The sequence below is a fragment of the Paraburkholderia sp. GAS82 genome (genome assembly GCF_050436285.1).
Taxonomy (GTDB): Bacteria; Pseudomonadota; Gammaproteobacteria; order Burkholderiales; family Burkholderiaceae; genus Paraburkholderia; species Paraburkholderia phenazinium_B.
Genome location: NZ_JBNDLX010000001.1, coordinates 21,559 through 41,595, shown reverse-complemented (window position 1 = coordinate 41,595; position 20,037 = coordinate 21,559). Strand labels below are relative to the sequence as shown.

Below are 20,037 nucleotides of genomic sequence, written 5' to 3'. Positions count from 1 at the left end.
GTCACGGACAGGCCACGGACAACCCGCCGATAAAATTGAACGGGCCGGCCGCGGCAAGCCGCGCCGGCCCGTCGGAGCGGCTCACCGCCCCCTTGCTACATGCTTAGTGCTTGACGTCAGAAGCATCATCCTGGTTCGGCGTCTGGCCTTGCATGTTCATCTTCATATCGTTGTTGGCCGTCTGCTTGTCGGCCTTCTTGTTAATCTTGGCGTCACGGACCTGCTGCTTGTACTGCGACTTGGCCGCGGCCTGCTGCTGCTTCAACTCTGCCTTCGACGCCTTCTTCGACGCGCTGTACTGGGCATTGGCCTGCGCATCCGCGTCGCGCTTTTGCACCAGCGGATCGGTCGAGCCCGATGCCGTCAGACGCTGCGGCGCCGGGGTCGGCGGCTGGACGCCTTGCGCGGCCGGAGCCGCTGTATCGGCGCCGGGCGCCGCCATTTGCTGGCCCGCGCCGCCGGCATCCGGTTGCGCGTTGGTCTGCGCGAACGCACCGGTAGCGGCAAAAGCAGTCAGGGCGGTACCGATCAGGAGCGAACGAATCTGGGTCATAGCTTTACCTCTCTAAAATTGTTGTCAGGACTCGGGCGGCAGGCCCACCGAAGATGCTGGCGGTGCGTATCGTCCGGTCTGCTGCGCCCTGCCGTCGAAGTGACGGAAGGTCACGCAGACAGCAGGTTTTTCTACAGACCTGCCCTTTGCGAGTGAAGTTCGCGAAAAACGGTCACTGTTACGCACCGTTTCATTTTCTAACGAAAACATAACCTATGCTTTCAACCAGCATAAGCCGGACTACCTGAGGCTATATATGTGGCTTCTGGCTTATGATGCGAACCCCGTTACCCTTGCCGCAATCGCCATGCCCAATCTCGATTTCACCCTGACCGGCGACTATGTCGAATTGCACAATCTCCTGAAGATAACGGGGCTTGCCGACAGCGGCGGCTCCGCCAAACTGATGGCTGCCTCCGGCGCAGTGACCGTGGATGGCCAGGTCGAGCTACGTAAAACCTGCAAAATCCGCGCGGGACAAGTCGTTTTGCTCGGCGACACCCGGATTGCCGTGCACGAGGCATAGCGCCGCCGGGATCGGCTCAGCGCTGGACTGCGGGCTCGCCAAAAATCCGCACCAAAGATGTGCTTACAGATCGACAACAGCTCGCCTACCCCCTAAGCTGTCGGTTTCGATAGAAACGGCACGGACGCGACCTGCTCCGTGCCTCGCTTTATGACCCGATCCGGCCTCTCCCGGGTGGCCGCGCCGCCGCCTACGTTTTCCCGCCACGCCGCCGACACCGCCCGCCTCGCCGCCCCGCTTGCCATTGCCCAACTGTCGCAAATGGCAATGGGCGTCACCGATACGATCCTGCTCGGCTCGCTCGGGCCCGACGCGCTCGCCGCCGGCGGACTTGGCGCGAACCTGTTCTTCGTGGTCGTCACGCTGCTGCAGGGCGTGCTGACGTCGGTGAGCGTAAGCGTCTCGCACGCTCGCGGCGCCCAGGCCGAAGACCGCGTGCCGCACATCTACTGGACCGGCTTCGTGATGTCGATGCTGCTGGCGGTCCCCGCCTTCACGGTACTGTCGCTCGCCACGCCGATCCTGCTTGCCTTTGGCGAACCGGCCCTACTCGCGCACAACGTCGGCGAATACGCCGCCATCCTGCGCTGGGGTGCGCCTGCCAGCCTGATCGGGGTCGGCCTGATGCGCTCGTTCCTGCCGGCCATCGGCGCGGCCAAACGTCTGTTATGGGTGTCGCTGGCGGGGGTTTGCGTGAACGGCTTCCTGAACTACAGCCTGATCCACGGGGCGAACGGTTTGCCGCGCCTCGGCTTTCTCGGTTCGGCGACAGCCACCACCGTCACCGTGTGGATCACCGCGCTGGTGCTGATGGGGTGGCTGCATCTGCGCCCCCGTTATCGCCACTTCGTCACCGCGACACGCCCCAGATTGCCGTTGATGGGCGAACTGTTCGGCATCGGCTGGCCGGTGGCGATCACCTATGGCGTCGAGTCCACGCTCTTTCTGGCGACGGGCCTCATGGTCGGCGTGCTCGGCGAATCGCAGCTCGCGGCGCATCAGATCGCGCTGAACGTTGCGTCGGTGGCGTTCATGGTACCGCTCGCGATCGGTCAGGCCGCCAATGTGCGGGTCGGCTTCTGGTCCGGCGCGGGGCAGCCGCTCGCCGCTCGCCACGCGGGCTTCGTGGCGCTCGGGTTGGGCGTCGGATTCATGTCGCTGTCGGGGCTCGTCCTGATCCTCGCGCCGCACTGGATCGTCGGTCTGTATTTACACCTCGACGATCCCGCGAATGCCGCCACCGTGGCGTTGGCCAGCTCGCTGCTTGGCGTCGCCGCGATCTTTCAGATCGTCGACGGTATGCAGACGGTCGGCTCCGGATGTCTGCGCGGTCTCAAGGACACGCGCGTGCCAATGCTGGCCGCCGCGTTCGGCTACTGGGGGATCGGTTTTCCGACCGGCTACACGCTCGCATTTCACTTCGGGCTTGGCGCACGAGGCCTGTGGTGGGGTCTCGCGGCCGGACTCGCGAGCGTCGCGTTGCTCATGACGCTGCGCTTTCACAAGCTCAGCCTGCGACGCGTGCCGGCCGCTGCGCAACCATCGGTATGACCGCGCCCCGACTGCCCGCTTGCGCGTCCCATAAGGACGGCACCGGACACGCATCCAACGCGCGCCGCCTGGCATGCGCCATCCGCACGGCCAGTAATCCGCTGTCCGATGCTTCGACGCCTTGCACGCCGGCCCGCTCGAATTGCCATCCAGAAACAGAATCAAGGACCTCCTGACATGCTTGCCCGGGTTACCCGTCTCTTTCCGCTGTGGGCCGTGCTGGTCTCGCTCGCCGCCTATTTTTCGCCGGCTTCGTTCAGCCCCATCGCGCCGCACGTCACCACCCTGCTGACAATCATCATGCTGGCGATGGGCGTGACCCTTTCCATCGCCGACTTCAGGCGCGTCTTCACCCGGCCCGCGCCGGTCGTCGCCGGCATCGTCTTGCACTATCTCGTCATGCCGCTCGCCGCGTGGGGCATCGCCAAAGTGCTGCACATGCCGCCCGATCTGACGGCGGGCATGGTGCTGGTAGGCAGTGTCGCGAGCGGCACGGCGTCGAACGTCATGATCTATCTGGCGCGCGGCGATGTAGCGTTATCGGTGACGATCAGTGCGTTGTCGACGCTGGTTGGCGTGTTCGCGACGCCGCTGCTCACGCGCCTTTATGTCGACGCCTCGATCGCAGTCGACGTGCGCGGCATGCTGATGAGCATCCTCGAGATCGTCGCACTGCCGATCGTGGTAGGCCTCGTCGTCAACCATCTGTTCGGCAAACTGGTGCGCAAGGTCGAACCGGTTCTGCCGCTGGTGTCGATGATTGCCATTCTGCTGATCATCTCCGCGGTGGTGGGCGGTACGCAGAAAAGTATCGCGTCGGTCGGTCTCGTGGTGATGCTCGGCGTGGTACTGCATAACGGCATCGGTCTGCTCGGCGGGTATTGGGGCGGCCGCTTGCTCGGATTCGACGAAGCCGTATGCCGCACGCTGGCGATCGAAGTCGGCATGCAGAATTCCGGCCTCGCCGCGACGCTCGGCAAACTGTATTTCTCACCGCTGGCCGCATTGCCCGGTGCCCTGTTCTCGGTATGGCACAACCTCTCGGGATCGCTGCTCGCGGGATACTGGGCAGGTCGCCCGGCCAAAGGTTCCACGCATCCTGACAGCGGGTCCGTGTTCGAGGCGAAACGCAGCTAAGGGTAACGCCGCGCGCTCGTCATCGATGAGCGCGCAGCGACACTCGCAATCATGCTGCGCAGGTGTCGCCCACGAGTGCGACTCACTCGCATATCGTTAGCATGACGAATCACACCACAGACCCTACGTCGCAACACCATCCCTGCCGGGTTGAGACGCCAGCCGCTCTCATGAGCATCAGGCGCAAGTGCGACGTCGCATGCTTGCCCGATCAATTCCCCTTAGAATGCTTTCCTCGAAAGAGCACAGATGCATCGGGTGTACGCCCTGAACGTTGCACTTCAGGCCGTGCGCGAACCGAATCCAGCGGAGGAATAACGTGCCGGCGTACGACAGCAACAACAACATCACGTCGCAATATCGTCAACGTCCACCAAGGACGACACCATTCGCGAGCACCGCAGTGCGAATGGCCACGCGCATCGGCAAGCATTGCTTGCTAGTGTGCGCCGCAGCGGCACTTTTGACCGCCTGCGCAAGCCGGCCGCCCGCGGCCGCATTCGATCGTCCCGTCACACACGCACTGCCGACCACCACCACGACACCACTGAGCGCCGCTCTCTCGCCCATCGAAAGCGCGCATCCTGGCGAATCCGGCTTTCGCGTGCTGTCGAATGGAACCGAGGCGCTGCAGATGCGTATCGCCCTCGCCCGCGCGGCGACGAAGACGCTCGATATGCAGTACTACATCGCCAACGAAGACACTACCGGCAAGCTGCTCCTCGGCGCCGCGCTCTACGCCGCCGACCACGGCGTGCGCGTGCGCATGCTCGTCGACGATCTGAATTTCAAGGACATCGACGACATAATGGCCGGACTGAATTCGCATCCCAACATCGAGGTGCGGGTCTTCAATCCGTTTGGCAGCAGTCATCGCAGCGTGTTTGAGCGCACCACCAACCTGCTCACGAAGATCGACCAGTTCACGCGCCGCATGCACAACAAGGCGATGATCGCGGACAACCAGTTGGCGATCGTTGGCGGCCGCAATCTCGGCGACGAGTATTTCAGCGCGAGCACCACGCTGCAGTTCCGCGATCTCGACGTGCTCGCGGCAGGTCCGATCACCGCCGACGTGTCGGCCAGCTTCGACGAGTACTGGAACAGCTCCGGCGCCTATCCGCTGAAGGCGCTGAATCACCAGAACTTCTCGCCGCAGGAACTCGACGCGACACGCGATGCATTGCGCGCGCACTGGCGCACCAACGCCGATCCCTACAACGCGAAACCGCTGAATGCGACACCGCTCGCAACGCAGATCGCCGCGGACCAACTCGACCTCACGTGGGCGCCAGCGGAATTCAAGGCCGATACGCCGGGCAAGATCGATCAGCCGTCGCCCGACTACGTCAGCCCACCCATGCAACGTCTCGCCGATCTGATGAAGGAAGCCCAGAAAGAGTTTCTGGTTGTATCGCCGTACTTCGTACCGCACGATGCCGGGGTGGATGCACTCGCGCAACTCACGCAGCGCGGCATACGGGTCGCGGTCCTGACCAATTCGCTCGCCGCCACCGATGCGGTGGCTGTGCAAGCCGGCTACAGCCCCTACCGAGTGCCGCTACTGCAGCACGGCGTCGAACTGTACGAATTCAAGCCTGACCAGCAAAGCACGGGGACGTCAGTGGCAGGCTCGCGGTCACGCGCCAGCCTGCACGCGAAAACCTACGTGCTCGATCGCCAGATTCTGGTGATCGGCTCGATGAACCTCGATCCGCGCTCGGCGAATCTGAACACCGAACTGGCGCTCTTCATCCACAGTCCGGTGCTGGCGGGCCAGGTCGCCGCGCTGTTCGACCGTGCGACCGCGCCGGCGGTCAGCTATCGGGTCACGCTCGCCTCGAAGGCAGAACTTGCCGGAGTGAGCTACATTGGTTCGCCGCAGTCGCAACTCGAATGGACTGACGAGGAGAACGGCCAGCGGCACACCTACACCTCGGACCCGCAAGCAGGTTTGTACCGGAATGTGATGACGGGTCTATTCTTGTTATTGCCAGTCCAGGGTCAGCTTTGATGCACGCCTTGCAGCGCGGGCGCGCAGGGCATCCGAACCATGCAGTTATCCAGCTAATTGGGCTTTTCAGTTAAAGCGGAGTTGAACCATGACCGAAGACGTACGAATGGAGCGCGACACGTTCGGCGAGATTGCCGTGCCGAACGCGCAGCTATGGGGCGCGCAAACCCAACGCTCGCTGCAGAATTTCCGCATCTCCACGGAGAAGCAATCGCCCGAGCTGATCACGGCGCTGGCCGTCATCAAGCGTGCGGCGGCCGAGGTCAATCTGGGCCTCGGCGTGCTCGACGAGAGCAAAGCGAAGGCCATTATGCAGGCCGCCGACGAAATCATCGAAGGCAAGCATCCGCACGAATTTCCGCTGGCGGTCTGGCAGACCGGCTCCGGCACGCAGACCAACATGAACCTCAACGAGGTGATCGCCAACCGCGCGAGCGAGCTGCTGGGCGGCGAGCGCGGCGAGGCGCGCAAGGTGCACCCGAACGACGACGTAAACCGCGGCCAGTCGTCCAACGACGTGTTTCCGACGGCCATGCATGTGGCGGCGGCGGTCGGTTTCGTCAAGCATCTGGTGCCCGCGTTGAAGACGCTGCGTGCGACGCTCGACGGCAAGGCGAAAGCATTCGCCGGGATCGTCAAGATCGGCCGCACCCACTTGCAGGATGCGACGCCGCTCACGCTGGGTCAGGAATTCTCCGGTTATGTGGCGCAACTCGACCACGGCATTCGCCACGTCGAATCGGCGCTGCCGCATCTCTACGAACTCGCGCAGGGCGGCACTGCGGTCGGCACCGGCCTGAACACGCATCCGCAGTTCGCCGACAAGGTCGCCGCGGCAATCGGCAAGCTAACCGGTGTGCCGTTCGTATCGGCGCCCAACAAGTTCGAGGTGATGGCCGCCGCCGACGCGCTGGTATTCGCGCACGGTGCGCTCAAGACCGTCGCGGCCAGCCTGATGAAGATCGCCAACGACGTGCGCTGGCTCGCGAGCGGCCCGCGTTGCGGTCTCGGCGAACTGTCGATTCCGGAAAACGAGCCCGGTAGCTCGATCATGCCGGGCAAGGTTAATCCGACCCAGTCCGAAGCGATGACCATGCTGTGCTGCCAGGTGTTCGGCAACGACGTCGCGGTGAATATGGGCGGCGCGAGCGGCAACTTCGAGCTGAACGTGTTCCGTCCGATGATTGCGCACAACGTGCTGCAGTCGATCCGCCTGCTCGCCGACGGCGCGCACAGCTTCAACGACAACTGCGCGGTCGGCATCGAGCCGAATCGCGAGCGCATCGACACGCTGCTCAACGAATCGCTGATGCTGGTGACGGCGCTCAATCCGCACATCGGCTACGACAAGGCGGCCAAGATCGCGAAGAAGGCGCACAAGGAAGGCACTACGCTCAAGGCGTCGGCACTGGCGCTTGGATTTGTCACCGAACAGCAGTTCGACGAGTGGGTAAAGCCGAACGATATGGTCGGCAATACGCCGGGTTGAGGTCGTGAGGTCAGGCCGCGTTCAGGCCTGACTGGCTCCGGGTTTCGTGCTGAACGAAGCCCGGCTCAGGCCACCGCGAGACAGATGCAAAAAGCGCCGTGCCGGTTTTCAGAACCGACACGGCGCATTTGTTCGTTGCCGTTTAAATCTTGCCCTGCGCCACTTCGTCCGGCTTCAGTTCGACGATCGCGTCGAGCGCCTCTTTCACGTCCAGCGCGTACTTGGCCAGACGCTTCTGCTCCTCGTTTTCCGCCAGATAGGCCGGCACCGGAACCGGGTGACCATTCTCGTTGACCGCCACCATCACGACCAGACAATCGGTGGTCTGCATCAGTTCGCCGCCCTTCGGATCCCCCGCCTGCACTGATACGTGGATGTGCATGCTGGTGCGCCCCGTGTGAACCACGCGCGCGCGCAGTTCGACCAGATTGCCGACGAGAATCGGCCGGCGGAAGCGGATATTGCCGACGCTGACCGTCACGCAATAACGTCCGGACCAGACCGCGGCACACGCGTAGGCGGTTTCGTCGATCCATTTCATCAGTGCACCGCCGTGCACCTTGCCGCCGAAGTTGACCGAGGTGGGCTCGGCGAGAAAGCGGAAGGTAGTTTCCGAACGGTCCAGCGGCGCAGCAACAGGGGTGCTCATCTTGACTCCGGGCAAACGAATGTTTCTAAAGGAGCCGATTATACGAGCGCAATTTTGACTGTGTGGCGCGGCGAGGGTCGGTAACTATGTTTTGCCACAGACAAAAGGATCTGCTCGCGAGATGCGGCGCAGCATTTTCCCCGGATTGATCGTTACAGGAGGAAGTCAGCGGACGCCACAAAGTCAAGTCGATTTCCGCCAAAATGGCGTTCTCCGCCGACACGATGTTTCATTTGTGATAAGAAATTCCTTCATCGATCGTGCCGTACATATCGATGCTGCCCGAACCCGCGCCCGACGATGCCGCGCCACCCTGCGCACAGGCGGCGCACAAAAGCACGGTAACGGCGATGGCAAGCAGGAGCTTCATGACGGCGCTTTTCTCGAAGTCGGGCTTTGATTCTAGCCTGGCTCGGCGAAGCCGCGCACAAGCGCCCCGGCAGGCTGGCGAGTGCAAGCTGCATTCGACGCTTCACGCCAGGCCGAAACATCGAATGCAGCCTCCCGCTATAGTGAAGACGTTGGCGAACGCTCGCCTGCGCCGTACCGGGAGATTCACATGACTGCCCAGCTTTCCGACGAACAGAATCACTTTCCAGGCCTCAGCCGGATCGGCGCGCTGCTCGCCGATCCCGGCCGCGCCGCCATGCTATGGGCGCTGATGGACGGTAGTGCGCGCCCGGCCGGCGAATTGACGATGGTGGCAGGTCTTTCGCCGTCGGCCGCCAGCGCGCATCTTGCCCGCCTCACCGAGGGCGGTCTGCTGACCGTCGAGGTACGCGGGCGACATCGCTACTTCCGGATTGCCTCACCCGACATCGCCGCCTCCATCGAAGCGCTTGCCAACGTGGCGCAGGCGAGCGCACCGCTGCGCATGACGCCGCGTCCGGCCCGCACGGTCCCCGTCGACATGCGTTACGCACGCACCTGCTACGACCACATGGCGGGCGAACTGTCCGTGCAACTGTTCGAGCGGATGCTGAGCCACGACCTCCTGACCCTGCACGGCAATACGCTCGAGGCCACCACCAGGGGGGCGGCTCAACTCGCCCGCTGGGGTATCGACGTCACCGGCCAGCGCAGCCGCAGGCGTCGTTTCGCCTGCACCTGCCCGGACTGGAGCGAGCGGCGCCCACACCTCGGTGGCGCACTCGGCGCGGCCTTACTCGATGCCTGGTCGACGCACGGCTGGGTGGAGCGCACCGAGCGGCCGCGCATCCTTCGGATCACACCGGCTGGTCACCAGCACTTCAACCAGTTCCTGACGAACTGAGCGCCGCCCGACCAGGTGCGGTCGGGTCATAGGCGCCGTTTCCGGTACAACCGGACCGGCAGGATTTTTTGTTACACGGCAGGTAAGGAGGCTTACAAATGCGGACGCCTTGAAACATGCCACAACGCTAAAGTTCTTTCACGGATGCAACCACCGAGTGTCCGTTAGAGAGACAACATGAAAACGATCAGCACCGAACAACGTACAACGCGCCGCGTCACCGTTTATACCCGCGGTTATACGCTGATAGCAGCCGCAGTCTTGACGCTCGCAGCCCAGACCGTCCTCGCCCAGGAAGCCCCTCCTCCGGAAAACGCGCCTGGCGCGGCTCAGAGCACCGGCAATACCGATCCGCCGGGCCGCGTGGCCCGCCTGAACTACACCTCCGGCGCCGTGACGACCGAGCCCGCCGGTGCCACCGACTGGTCCTACGCGCAGATCAACCGTCCGCTCACCACCGGTGACCAGCTTTGGGACGACCAGAACGCACGCGCGGAAATGCACATCGGCTCGACCGCGGTGCGACTCGGCGATTCGACCAGCCTCGATATCCTCAATCTCGACGACTCCAACGCGCAGCTGAAAGTCGCGCAGGGCACGCTGTCGACCCGCGTGCGGGAACTGGCGCCGGGCTCGACGTATGAGATCGATACGCCGAATCTCGCGCTCGGCATCACCGCTCCCGGCGACTACCGTGTCGACGTCGCGCCCGACGGCAGCAGCACGACCGTCACCGTGCGCGGCGGCGCCGCCACTGTGTATGGCGACAACGGTCAGGTGCAGATCGCCGCCGGCCAGCAGATCCGCTTTGCCGGTACCGCGCTGCAGCAGGTGGCGGACACCGGCGCGCCGGGGCTCGACGGCTTCGATCAGTGGGCCGCCAGTCGCGATGCCGAAGAAGACCGCTCGGTGTCGGCCCGCTACGTCTCGCGCGACGTGCCTGGTTATGAGGATCTCGATGCCAACGGCACATGGCGCAGCAGCCCGCAGTACGGCGAGGTGTGGACGCCAAATGCAGTGCCGGCCGGCTGGGCGCCTTATCACGACGGCCATTGGGTCTGGCAGGCGCCGTGGGGCTGGACCTGGGTCGACGACGCGCCGTGGGGCTTCGCGCCGTACCACTACGGCCGTTGGGCCTACGTCGACGACTCGTGGGCGTGGGTGCCCGGCCCGGTCGTCGTCGATGCGCCGCCGGTGTATGCGCCGGCGCTGGTCGGCTTCGTCGGCGGGGGCGGCGGTTCGTTCGACTGGGGCGTGAGTCTGGCGGTCGGCGGTGTGGCCGCGGCGGGCGTCGCATGGTTCCCGCTCGGTCCCGGTGAGGCTTGGCATCCGCGTGGAGGCGGCTGGAGTCCCGGCTACTACAACCGCGTGAACAACTACAACCACGTGCACGTCACGAACATCAATAACGTGACGAACATCAACAACATCCACAACACCTACATCAACTACCGTGCACCGGGCGGTGTCACGGCCGTGCCGGCGACTGCCTTTGTGCATGGTCAGCCGACTGGCCGGTTTGCGCAGAAGGTCGATCCGGCGCAGTGGCGCAACGCGCAGATCAACCCGGGCAGCCCGGGGATCGCGCCGGTACGTCAGAGCTTCGGCTCCGGCATGCGTAACGCCAACTACCGGCCGCCCGCCGCTGTGACGGCACGCCCGGTGGTAGCCACGCGCAGCCCGGCCGTACCGGCCGCCTATCGCGACACGCTCGCGCAACGTTTCGCGCAAGGCGGCGGCCAGGTGCCTGGCGCCGGCGCGCCGGTCGTGCGCACTTCGGTGCCGGCGCATTTTGCTGGCGCTGCGGCACACGGCGCACCCGCCGCGGCGGCGGCCATGCAGAACGTCCGGGTGGTGCAGGCCAATTCGCCGCGGATGGCTGCGGGTGCTGCGCCGCGCGTCCCGGAGGGCGGCGCGCCGCGACCGGGTGAGCCTGCAGCGAACAGCGCACGTCCGTTTGCTGGCGGTCCGAATCCAGCGAACGGCGGACAAGCGCCGCACGGCGCGCCCGAGCAGGCTCGGGCCGGCGCTCCGGGTACGCCGGGGGGGCCCGCCCAGTTGGCAAATGAACGTCCGCAGCCGAACAATGGCGTGCCGCGCCCGCCGCAGGCTGCCGGTGTCAATCCAAACGGCTTCGGGCAGCACGGCGTAGGCGGCCCGGTAACGGCTCAACAGGCCACGGCCGAGGGTCGTCACGAACCCGCGTGGACGCAGCCGCATACGCCGATGGCACAGCAGGCCCAACAGGCGCAGGCGCACGGCGCACCGCAGCAGGAGGCGGGCCGTCAGCCGTTCACACCGCAAGGCGAAGCGCCGAACCGGCAGCAGCCGGGGGCCATCGCCGTGCAGCAGGGCGAGCAGCAGCACGGCGTGCCGCATCCGGGCGAAAATCCGGCGATGGCTGCTCGCGCGCCTGAACCGGCCGGACGGGAACCGCACGCACCGGCGGCAGGTGTGCAAGCGCAGCCGCAACAGCAGGCGCGCGCCGCAGAGAATCATCCGCAGGAGGCTCCGCAGCCGCGCGCAGCGGAATTTCATCCGCCGGTGGCTCAACAGGCTCCTCGAGAAGAGCCCCGCCCGCAGCCTCAAGCGCAAGCTCAGCCTCGTCAGGAATATCACCCGCAACAAGCCCAGCAGGCACCGCGCGAAGAGCCTCGTCCGCAGCCGCAAGCACAACCGCGTCAGGAATATCATCCGCAACAGGCCCAGCAGGCGCCACGCCAGGAACCGCGCCCACAACCGGCACCGCGCCAGGAGCCTCGCCCGCAGCAGGCACAGCAACCGCGTCCCGAACCGCGTCCGGCGCAGCAGGCTCAGCGGCCTCAGCCGCATCCCGAGCAGCATTCCAATAACGGCGGCCACGAGGAGCATCGCAAGGGCTAACGACAGGAATGGATCTGAACCAGACTAGCGAGCGGAATTAATCGGACGCTCGGTAGTAAACGCACTAACGCTATTCATCACCTTTAAACCCGCGGTCCCGCCGCCGCAAAACAAAAAGCCCACGCAGGATTATTTCTGCGTGGGCTTTTTATTACCGCAGCGCGCCGCCAAAGCAGTGCGACGTGAGAATCAAACTGCCATTGGCGCGGTCAACGGCTCGTGATGTCGATAACCAACCAGCGAGAAATCCGCCGGCTCGATCTTCTCGAGCCACTCGGGTTCGTACACCCCGGTTTCAGCATAGTCCGGCACGCGCTCGTCGATCGCCAGTTGCGGGCTCTCATAAGGCTCGCGCGCGAGTTGTCGCTGCAGCATATCGAGCTGGTTTTCGTAGATATGCGCGTCGCCGATGAAGTACGTGAACCAGCGCGGCGTATAGCCCGTCAACCGTCCGACCAGATGCAGCAGGGCTGCACCCTCGGTCAGATTGAACGGCGTGCCAAGACCCACATCGTTACTGCGGATGTACAGGCACAGCGAGATTTCGCGGCGCGCCGCATTGGGCAGGAACTGGTACAGCAAATGGCACGCCGGCAGCGCGATTTCCTCGAGCACGGCAGGATTCCAGCCGTGGAACAGAATGCGCCGGTCGGCCGGGTTCTGCATGATCGTGTCAAGGCACTGCCGTAACTGGTCAATTGCCTTGTACAGCAGCACCTTGCGGCCGCCGTCTTCCTCGAACTCGGTGACGACCCGGTAGCCGCGCCCGGTCGCATCCGCTATCCGTTCGCTCGCCGATGCGTCCAGCACCTTGTATGCGGGCCACTTGCGCCATTGCACGCCATAGACGTCGCCCAGGTCGTCAGGACCCTCACGATACGGATTAGCCAGCCATTGGGGATTCTGATTGGCGTTCGCGTCCCACACCTTGCAGCCGAGATCGCGAAAGTCCGCGGCGCTGCGCGAAGCGCGCAGGAACCCGACCAGCTCGCCAATCGCCGATTTAAACGCCAGTTTTTTGGTGGTGACGGCGGGGAAACCCTGCTGGAGGTCGAAGCGCAGCATCGCGCCCGGCATGCTGATGGTGCGGATGCCGGTGCGGTTCTCCTGCCACGTGCCGGTATCGAGAATCGAGCGGACGAGGTCGAGGTATTGTTTCATTCGGGTTCCTTCGGCCCGGCGCCGGGCGCCTGGGAGTTTTTACGTCAAAACCCGATTCTAGCAAGCGAAGCCGGCTCACGTCCCGCTGAAGTCCGTCGAGGTCCGGCTCAGGTCCCGCCCGGTCAGATATGCGGCACCGAGGCCGGCTCGCCATGCGGCACGATCGGCTCGCCTTCCATATGACGCATCCCGTGCGCGCACAGCAGGCGGTACAGCGTCACCCGCGAGATACCCAGTTCCTGCGCCGCATCGCCAAGGCGGCCGCGGTGACGCAGCAACGCCAGTTCGATAGCCTGACGCTCCGCCGCTTCGCGCGCCTGCGCGAGCGACACCGGCACGATCTCCACATACTCCGCGAGTTCGAGATCGCGGGCCGTGATCGCGCGCCCTTCCGACATGACGATGGCACGCCGCACCCGGTTGATCAGTTCGCGCACATTGCCCGGCCAGCTGTAGTTGTGCAGCGCTGCGATCGCATCGGGCGCGAAGCCTCGCAAACGGCGGCTTGCATCCTTTTTGAAGCGGTCCAGCATGTGCCGCGCAAGTAGTTCGATATCCTTACCACGTGCACGCAACGGCGGTTCGTCGATTTGTAGCACGCACAGACGGTGGTACAGGTCCGAGCGGAAACGTCCTTCGATCATCGCCGCGTTCATATCGACGTGAGTCGCCGAGATGATGCGCACATCGACGTCGATCGCGCCATGACCGCCGAGGCGCTCCACCTTGCGCTCCTGCAGAAAGCGCAGCAGGCTCGCCTGGCTTTCGAGCGGCAGATCGCCGATTTCATCGAGGAACAGGGTGCCGCCGTTCGCCGCTTCGACCCGGCCGATCTTGCGTTGATTGGCCCCCGTAAAGGCGCCACGCTCATAGCCGAACAGTTCGGACTGCAGCAGATGCGGAGGAATTGCGCCGCAGTTGATCGGCACGAACGGCGCGCCGCGGCGCGACGAACGCTCATGGATCGCCACTGCCGTCAGTTCCTTGCCGGTACCGGATTCACCCGAGATAAACACCGGAGCATCGGTCATCGCGACCTTGCGGATGGAGCGGAACAGCGCAAGCATGGCATCGCACGAACCGACCATTTCGCCTTCCGTGCCGCTCGGCGTGCCATCGTTTGAAGCGGGTTCGCCAAGCGAGATCATGCCGTAGGCGTGGCCTACCGAGTCGACAATCCTGTCGCCCGAATAAGGCACCGTCACGTAATCGAAACAGTAGTCGCGCACCAGCCGGCGCAGCGCTGCGTCCTGCAATTGACCGGGCATGGTTGCGGCGACCCAGCCCACGTTCGGCATCGTCAGGCACGATTCGAACGCAGCAATCTCGTGCTGCTGGAAATGACTCGACAGGTCAAGCAAACCGCCCGCTGCCATTCCGGCGCGAACGGCACGGCGCACGTCGCGCGCCGAACCGACGACTTCGACGTTCCAGCCCCGTTGGTGAAACCTGGTATTCAATTCCGCGCTAGGGTCACGCGAAACGTAAATCAGTTGCCGCGTTGCGGGTTCCATTATTCAGATCCTCTCGTCAACGAACGTTAAGGATGACGGCACGCGCCTGAACTTGTTTCAGACACATTGACTCAGCTCGGGATTCGCACGTAGCAAATACCGAACGGCCATTCCATTCCGTGCGGACAGCTGATCCCCGAAAAGCGGCGTGTGTGATTGAGACGGCCCAGCTTCAGGCTTTTTTTAAATGTGACTCTGTTTTCGAGAGCTTACTATACGCGCGCCGCTTCGAAAACAAATATGCGAATTTAATCGCGCCCTCTACCGCCCAGCAAGGCTGGACGGGCATTCCACAAGTCTGAACATTTTGAATAAAACGTTTCCAGACTGGTTGGCTACGTATCTACCCTGAGCCTTTGGGTACGGGCCTCAAATGCGAATTATCGGTATTTCCTGCCGCCCGTTTCAGGGCTGAAACATTTTTGCCTCCTTTTTGCCTGGTGGCTCTGCACGCCCTGCCCTGCACCCAATCGCATCAACGGGTTGAGCCTCATGGCACATGTTTCGCTAAAAGTCTCGCACCAAGGAGACACATCATGCGACTCGCTTTCCGCATCGACTTGCGCCACTTCCAGCAGCCCGCAGCAATATGCGCCGCGCTGCTACTCACAGCGCTGCCCCCAGGCGTCAATGCACAGGAACCCATCACCGCCAGTTCTCCCGATACCGGATCCGTCACCCTCGCGAGCGTGACGCCCGCAGCGGTGGCGGCCCCGGATACCGCGGTGAGCGACACGGCAGATACCGCAACTACCTCAGCAACTACCGCAACCGATCCCTCAGCCGACACCGCGAATACCGCTGCACCCGTTAGCGATCTCGCAGGCGACCCGCTGAGCATCCCGGCCGCCGCGACCACGGCCAATGATCTGGCGCTGGACGATCAGGCGTTGTCGCAACAACGCGGCGGTTTCGGCGGGATGCTGATGGTGGCTGCGACGCCACAGCTGATGCATGGCAACGCCAGCGGCGGCAACCACGTGACGCTGTGGGACGAAATCGCCCCGCCGTCGCCGATGCCGATTCCCGTCGACGTAGCCCGCTCGGCCCAGGGCAACGTCACGACCTATCAGCGCAACTAGTTGAGCGACGTGCGTCCGCACCCCGCCAGCAAGGAACCGACATGAACGCCTCAACCCAGATGACCCGCCAGCACCGCCCCGGCAACTCCCGCACCGCGCTCGTCTGCGTGCTGGTGAGCGGCCTCGCGGCCGGCGCCGCGATTCCGGCCGCAGCGCAGGTAGCGGACGCTCCGGGCAACCTGATCATCCAGAGCACGGTCACGCCGCGCGATGCGTTCGTGCCAGTGCCGAAGGCGGACGACCCGATCGCTGTGCAGGTCCAGACGTTCCCGACCGGCGCCTTCGATTCGGCGATGGGCGCGATGGTGAGCGACACCGATCTGACCCGGGCGCACGGCACTTCCGGCGTCACCGGTGGCAGCTTCATGCCGGCGCTGGTCGGCTCCAACGGGATCGAACATCTGCTCGCCGGCAACGGCACGGTTGCCGGCAGCGGCATCCCGGTGGGAGCCGGCGCCAGCCTCGGCGGCATCGGCGGCATCGGCGGCTCGATTGCACAAACGGTCACTGGCGCGCTTGCACCGCTCGGCGCAGCAATGGGAGCAATGAAATGAAAGCGACGCGCACCCCGTTCATGAACACGTTGCCGTCACGCCAGCCCCTGTTGCGTCCAGTGGTCGCCCTCGCGCTGTTCGGCTGCGTCAGCTGCGCCGCTCAGGCGCAAGGGGTGCCGGCCCAGTTGAGCGATCTGCAGTCGCTGATCGGCAGCGGCGTAGCGAACGGCGCCACAGGCGTCGTAGCGATCAACGAGGCCGCGGGTCTCGACAACGCGCAAGCCAATCAGGGCGTGATTACGGGCGGACAGGTGCCGCTCAATCTGATCAGCAGCTCGCAGAGCGCGTCGGCGAATGCGAAGACGACGGCAGCGCGCAGCGATATCGGCAGTAACGCATTTTCAAACACCTCTGGCCTTATCGAAGTGAATCAGTCGGCGGGTGTAGGGAATCTTCAGCGGAACAGCGCCTTGATCGGTGCTGCTCCGGTTGAAGGGGAGATCGTAGCGGATGGGGTGCTATCCGCTACGACCGCCAAAAACGGCGGTTCGGTTGGTTCTGCTCAAAACCACGACGCGCGCGAGGTATCCATCGGTGCGGATGCGCTCAAGAACGTCAGTGGAATTGTCCAGATCAACCAGGCAGCCGGTACAGGCAATGTCAGTTCAAACAGTTTTGTGCTCCGTCCCCCGGCGGGCACCTTTTTCTAACGAGCCACACCCTTTATCGGAGCGTCATCATGAAGCGCACTCTCATTGCAGCGGCTGTTCTGTCGACGTTGGCAGCCAGCTCGGCCTACGCAGAATGCACGGCCGGCTGCGACCCGGCTGAGCTGTTTACCGCAACCGACATCTATACCGACATCGGCGAATTCGGCTTCATCCAGCTGCGCGGCCGCGTCGACGTCAACAGCAGCTCGGGCGCCACCGTCAACAACACGCAGAACGTCAGCATCTCCGGCGTGAACATGAAGACACCGCCGCAAAGCTACACCTCCGGCCACGTGACGACGTCCATCGACACGTCGAATACCTGGAACAACGCCAGCGGCGGCGGCAGCGGCTGGGGCGCCAGCCAGTCGTACAACGCTAGTGCTTACCAGTACAACAAGACCAACACGCAGACGAAGACGGCCTCGTCGAGCGCCGGCTTTGTTGCAGGCGGCGGCTTCGCAACGGGTATCGCAGCGGGTTATCAGGGCTACAACTACGCGAACACGCATGCTTCTGCAAACGGCTTCCTCGCAGCCGGCCTGATCGCCGGTATCGGCGGTGGCGGCGGCGTGATCGTCGGCGGACTGGCAGCAGGTTTTGCCGCGGCGCTCAACACGCACGTCTCGGACAACTACGGCGGCGGCTTCGCCGGCGCAGCAGCGGGCTACGGCGTCGCCTACGGCGGCTACGCAGCCAACAGCATGAGCACGGCTACGCAGACCTACAGCGGCAGCGGCAGCAGGGAATCCGCCAGCGTGTCGGAAGGCAGCCACGCTTATGGCTGGACGCATAACTACTCCGACAACGCCGGCAACATCTCGGTAACGGGCAGCGTGACCCAGCACATCAACACCGAAACACCGACGGAAATGTCGGCTGGCATCGGCAACAACGCGCTGCAAACGACGAGCGGCAACGTCGGCGTCAACATCGCAACCGGTGTCGACAACGCGCAGTCCAACGACGCCGCGCTGTCGAACATGGATGTGGGTCCGGTATTCGGCACCGCACAGATCTACTCGACGCAGGCATCGGGCGGTTCGGCCAAGGTAGGTGACTTCAACTTCGTCTCCTCTGTCGGCGCAGGCGCGCTCGCAGACGCAACCGGCAACATCGGCGTGAACGTGGCATCGGGTCTGGGCAACGTGCAGAACAACAGCCTCGCAGCTTCGGCCACGACGACCAGCGCCAGCAACCACTGGGGCAGCGGCGGCGAAGCGATCGCCAGCGACCAGAACTGCCAGACCGCAGACGCCATGGTCAACGGCCAGTTCACCGGCTCGGCCACGCTCGGCGCCGGCGCTCTCGCCAACGCAACAGGCAACATCGGCGTGAACATCGCGTCGGGGGTAGGCAACCTGCAACACAACGGCCTCGCAGTCGCCAGCGTGTCGCACTAGTAACAAGAGCATCAACGCAGGAAGACAACGGTCAGCCTTCGGGCTGGCCGACTGTCTCCGCAGGGGGAATGACCATGTTCGGGGTGAGCAGGCTAACGCATTGTCTCTTTCTGGCATTGTTCGCCGGACTTGGGCTGTCACAGCCGGGTCACGCCCAGAGTGCGCTCAACATGTATGCCGCCGCGGGTGTGCCGTTCGACATGAACGTGCATTCGATCCGCGATCTCCGCTACAACCACATCGTCTCCCAGCGCTACGACTATAGCTGCGGCTCCGCTGCGCTCGCTACATTGCTGAAGTTCGGCTACGGCATCGACATTCCGGAGACCGAAATGATCCGCCGCATGATGGTTTTCTCGAAACCAGAAGTGGTGGTGAAAAACGGCTTCTCGATGCTCGACATGAAGAAGTTCGTCGAGACGATCGGCCTGCGCGGCCGCGGCTTCCGGGTTGCTCCCGAAGCGCTTTACCACCTGCAGATTCCCGTGATCGTGCTGATGAACAGCGACGGCTACGAACACTTCGTGATCGTCAAGCACGCGGAAGACGGCCGCATCTTTGTGGCCGACCCTGCACTGGGCAACCGCATCGTCATGGAAAGCGACTTCGTCTCGAAGTGGAACGGCCTCGTATTCGCGGTCGTCGGCAAGCCATTTATGGAGGATTCTCCGCTCTTGCAAGGCAACGAGTCGCTCGCGCTCAAACTGCGCGAACGTGCGCTGGAAGACGGTACGGCAGCGACTCCCTTTGTTGAATATGGGCTGATCAAGGCAGAGTTGTTCTGACTCGTCATGGAACGAAACCTAATCACTATCGGCTGCGCGTTGTGTTTCGCAACGTGTGGTCTTGCGTCCGTCGCCCAGGCTGCCGAGGCGACGGCCCTCTCTATCGTTGAAGACACCGCCGCCGTCAATCTGCAACCCGTCGACGACGACGTCCTCGCCTCGCAAAGCGGCAAAGGCATCGGTGGCGACGTCATCTCCGGCGTCGTCGTGAATCTGCTGTCGCAGTGGAATCTGCCGAACGGCACCACCGCCCTCGCGCAGGGCGCACTCTCGATCGTGACCAACGCGCTTAACCAGACGAACGTCCGGGTCAGCTCGAACGCGGTCGTCATCGGCCCGAACACCTCCGCAGGCAGCGGGGCCAATCCCAACGCGAGCGCCACGGGCGGTCAAAACGTCACGGTCAACGGCGTCTCGCAGATCACCCAGGTTGCCGGCAACGGCAACAACAGCGCCAACCAGGCGGTGATCGACTTCAACTCGCCGGCAAGCACCCTGTCTACCGGCACGTTTAACAACCAGACCTCAGCCTCCGCGAGCAACGCGAGTGGCTCCGTGAAAGCCGGCGTCACGTTCGGCAACGGCGCCATGTCGATCGCACTGCAAACGCCGGCGGGCATCGCCACGCAAACCATCGCGCCGGGTACTTCACAACAGGCCGGCATGATCTCCCAACTACTCAAGATTGCAGGCAATAACCAGCAAGTCGCCAACGCGCTGCAACTGCATTTGCAGACGCAACAGATGTCGGCGTCGATGCTCCGCCAGCTCGGCGTACTACAAGCACTGCAAAACACAGTGAGGAGATAAAAA

The 20,037-nt window shown here is 63.8% G+C and carries 18 protein-coding genes; 13 read left to right on the top strand and 5 right to left on the bottom strand.

Going from position 1 to position 20,037, the window contains the following annotated elements:
* Positions 1-103: 103 nt before the first annotated feature.
* On the bottom strand, positions 104-553 hold the full coding sequence (locus tag P3T17_RS00200) for a hypothetical protein (protein ID WP_429288146.1): 450 nt from the start codon (positions 551-553) through the stop codon (positions 104-106).
* A gap of 307 nt (positions 554-860) precedes the next feature.
* Here P3T17_RS00200 and P3T17_RS00195 point away from each other — a divergent pair, with 307 nt between their 5' ends.
* The 5 genes from P3T17_RS00195 (at position 861) to fumC (ending at position 7,270) form a co-directional block, all read left to right on the top strand.
* A complete protein-coding gene (locus tag P3T17_RS00195) occupies positions 861-1,079 on the top strand; it encodes an RNA-binding S4 domain-containing protein (RefSeq protein WP_429405431.1) in 219 nt (72 codons plus the stop codon).
* A gap of 150 nt (positions 1,080-1,229) precedes the next feature.
* Positions 1,230-2,630 (top strand): MATE family efflux transporter, encoded by a 1,401-nt coding sequence (locus P3T17_RS00190; protein ID WP_429403997.1) that lies wholly within the window; start codon positions 1,230-1,232, stop codon positions 2,628-2,630.
* Positions 2,631-2,807: 177 nt separating this feature from the next.
* Complete coding sequence (gene panS, locus P3T17_RS00185) at positions 2,808-3,767, top strand: ketopantoate/pantoate/pantothenate transporter PanS (RefSeq protein WP_429403995.1); 960 nt, start codon at positions 2,808-2,810, stop codon at positions 3,765-3,767.
* Between the two features lie 409 nt (positions 3,768-4,176).
* Entirely contained in the window at positions 4,177-5,781 is a 1,605-nt protein-coding gene (locus P3T17_RS00180) for a phospholipase D family protein (RefSeq protein WP_429403994.1), read from the top strand.
* Positions 5,782-5,869: 88 nt separating this feature from the next.
* Positions 5,870-7,270, top strand: a complete 1,401-nt coding sequence (fumC, locus tag P3T17_RS00175; protein ID WP_429403992.1) for a class II fumarate hydratase — start codon at positions 5,870-5,872, stop codon at positions 7,268-7,270.
* A gap of 142 nt (positions 7,271-7,412) precedes the next feature.
* On the opposite strand, the gene P3T17_RS00170 is transcribed toward fumC, so the two are convergent.
* Together P3T17_RS00170 and P3T17_RS00165 are read right to left on the bottom strand one after the other, a co-directional pair.
* Complete coding sequence (locus P3T17_RS00170) at positions 7,413-7,919, bottom strand: acyl-CoA thioesterase (protein ID WP_074263806.1); 507 nt, start codon at positions 7,917-7,919, stop codon at positions 7,413-7,415.
* Between the two features lie 229 nt (positions 7,920-8,148).
* Positions 8,149-8,289: a hypothetical protein gene (locus tag P3T17_RS00165; protein ID WP_167379375.1), complete on the bottom strand. Its 141-nt coding sequence runs from the start codon at positions 8,287-8,289 to the stop codon at positions 8,149-8,151.
* Between the two features lie 189 nt (positions 8,290-8,478).
* Here P3T17_RS00165 and P3T17_RS00160 point away from each other — a divergent pair, with 189 nt between their 5' ends.
* Both P3T17_RS00160 and P3T17_RS00155 read left to right on the top strand, forming a co-directional pair.
* On the top strand, positions 8,479-9,192 hold the full coding sequence (locus P3T17_RS00160) for an ArsR/SmtB family transcription factor (RefSeq protein ID WP_429403990.1): 714 nt from the start codon (positions 8,479-8,481) through the stop codon (positions 9,190-9,192).
* 177 nt (positions 9,193-9,369) lie between these two features.
* Positions 9,370-12,075, top strand: coding sequence for a DUF6600 domain-containing protein (locus P3T17_RS00155; RefSeq protein WP_429403988.1), 2,706 nt, complete (start codon positions 9,370-9,372; stop codon positions 12,073-12,075).
* A gap of 189 nt (positions 12,076-12,264) precedes the next feature.
* Here P3T17_RS00155 and P3T17_RS00150 read toward each other — a convergent pair whose 3' ends face one another.
* Positions 12,265-13,236: a thymidylate synthase gene (locus P3T17_RS00150; RefSeq protein WP_429403986.1), complete on the bottom strand. Its 972-nt coding sequence runs from the start codon at positions 13,234-13,236 to the stop codon at positions 12,265-12,267.
* Positions 13,237-13,358: 122 nt separating this feature from the next.
* Positions 13,359-14,750, bottom strand: coding sequence for a sigma-54 dependent transcriptional regulator (locus P3T17_RS00145; RefSeq protein ID WP_074263803.1), 1,392 nt, complete (start codon positions 14,748-14,750; stop codon positions 13,359-13,361).
* 536 nt (positions 14,751-15,286) lie between these two features.
* Between P3T17_RS00145 and P3T17_RS00140 the strand changes: the two genes are divergently transcribed.
* The 6 genes from P3T17_RS00140 to P3T17_RS00115 all read left to right on the top strand — a co-directional run bounded on the left by P3T17_RS00140 (position 15,287) and on the right by P3T17_RS00115 (position 20,034).
* On the top strand, positions 15,287-15,832 hold the full coding sequence (locus P3T17_RS00140; protein ID WP_429403984.1) for a hypothetical protein: 546 nt from the start codon (positions 15,287-15,289) through the stop codon (positions 15,830-15,832).
* Positions 15,833-15,873: 41 nt separating this feature from the next.
* Entirely contained in the window at positions 15,874-16,386 is a 513-nt protein-coding gene (locus P3T17_RS00135) for a hypothetical protein (RefSeq protein ID WP_083611365.1), read from the top strand.
* Positions 16,383-17,036, top strand: coding sequence for a hypothetical protein (locus tag P3T17_RS00130; RefSeq protein ID WP_429403982.1), 654 nt, complete (start codon positions 16,383-16,385; stop codon positions 17,034-17,036). Before P3T17_RS00135 ends, P3T17_RS00130 begins: the two co-directional genes overlap by 4 nt.
* Before the next feature lie 29 nt (positions 17,037-17,065).
* Positions 17,066-18,439, top strand: a complete 1,374-nt coding sequence (locus P3T17_RS00125) for a hypothetical protein (protein WP_074263801.1) — start codon at positions 17,066-17,068, stop codon at positions 18,437-18,439.
* 170 nt (positions 18,440-18,609) lie between these two features.
* Positions 18,610-19,224: a C39 family peptidase gene (locus P3T17_RS00120; protein WP_254368888.1), complete on the top strand. Its 615-nt coding sequence runs from the start codon at positions 18,610-18,612 to the stop codon at positions 19,222-19,224.
* Positions 19,225-19,230: 6 nt separating this feature from the next.
* The gene (locus tag P3T17_RS00115) at positions 19,231-20,034 is read left to right on the top strand and encodes a peptidase C39 (RefSeq protein ID WP_429403980.1); all 804 of its coding nucleotides are present in this window, start codon (positions 19,231-19,233) and stop codon (positions 20,032-20,034) included.
* Positions 20,035-20,037: the final 3 nt, after the last annotated feature.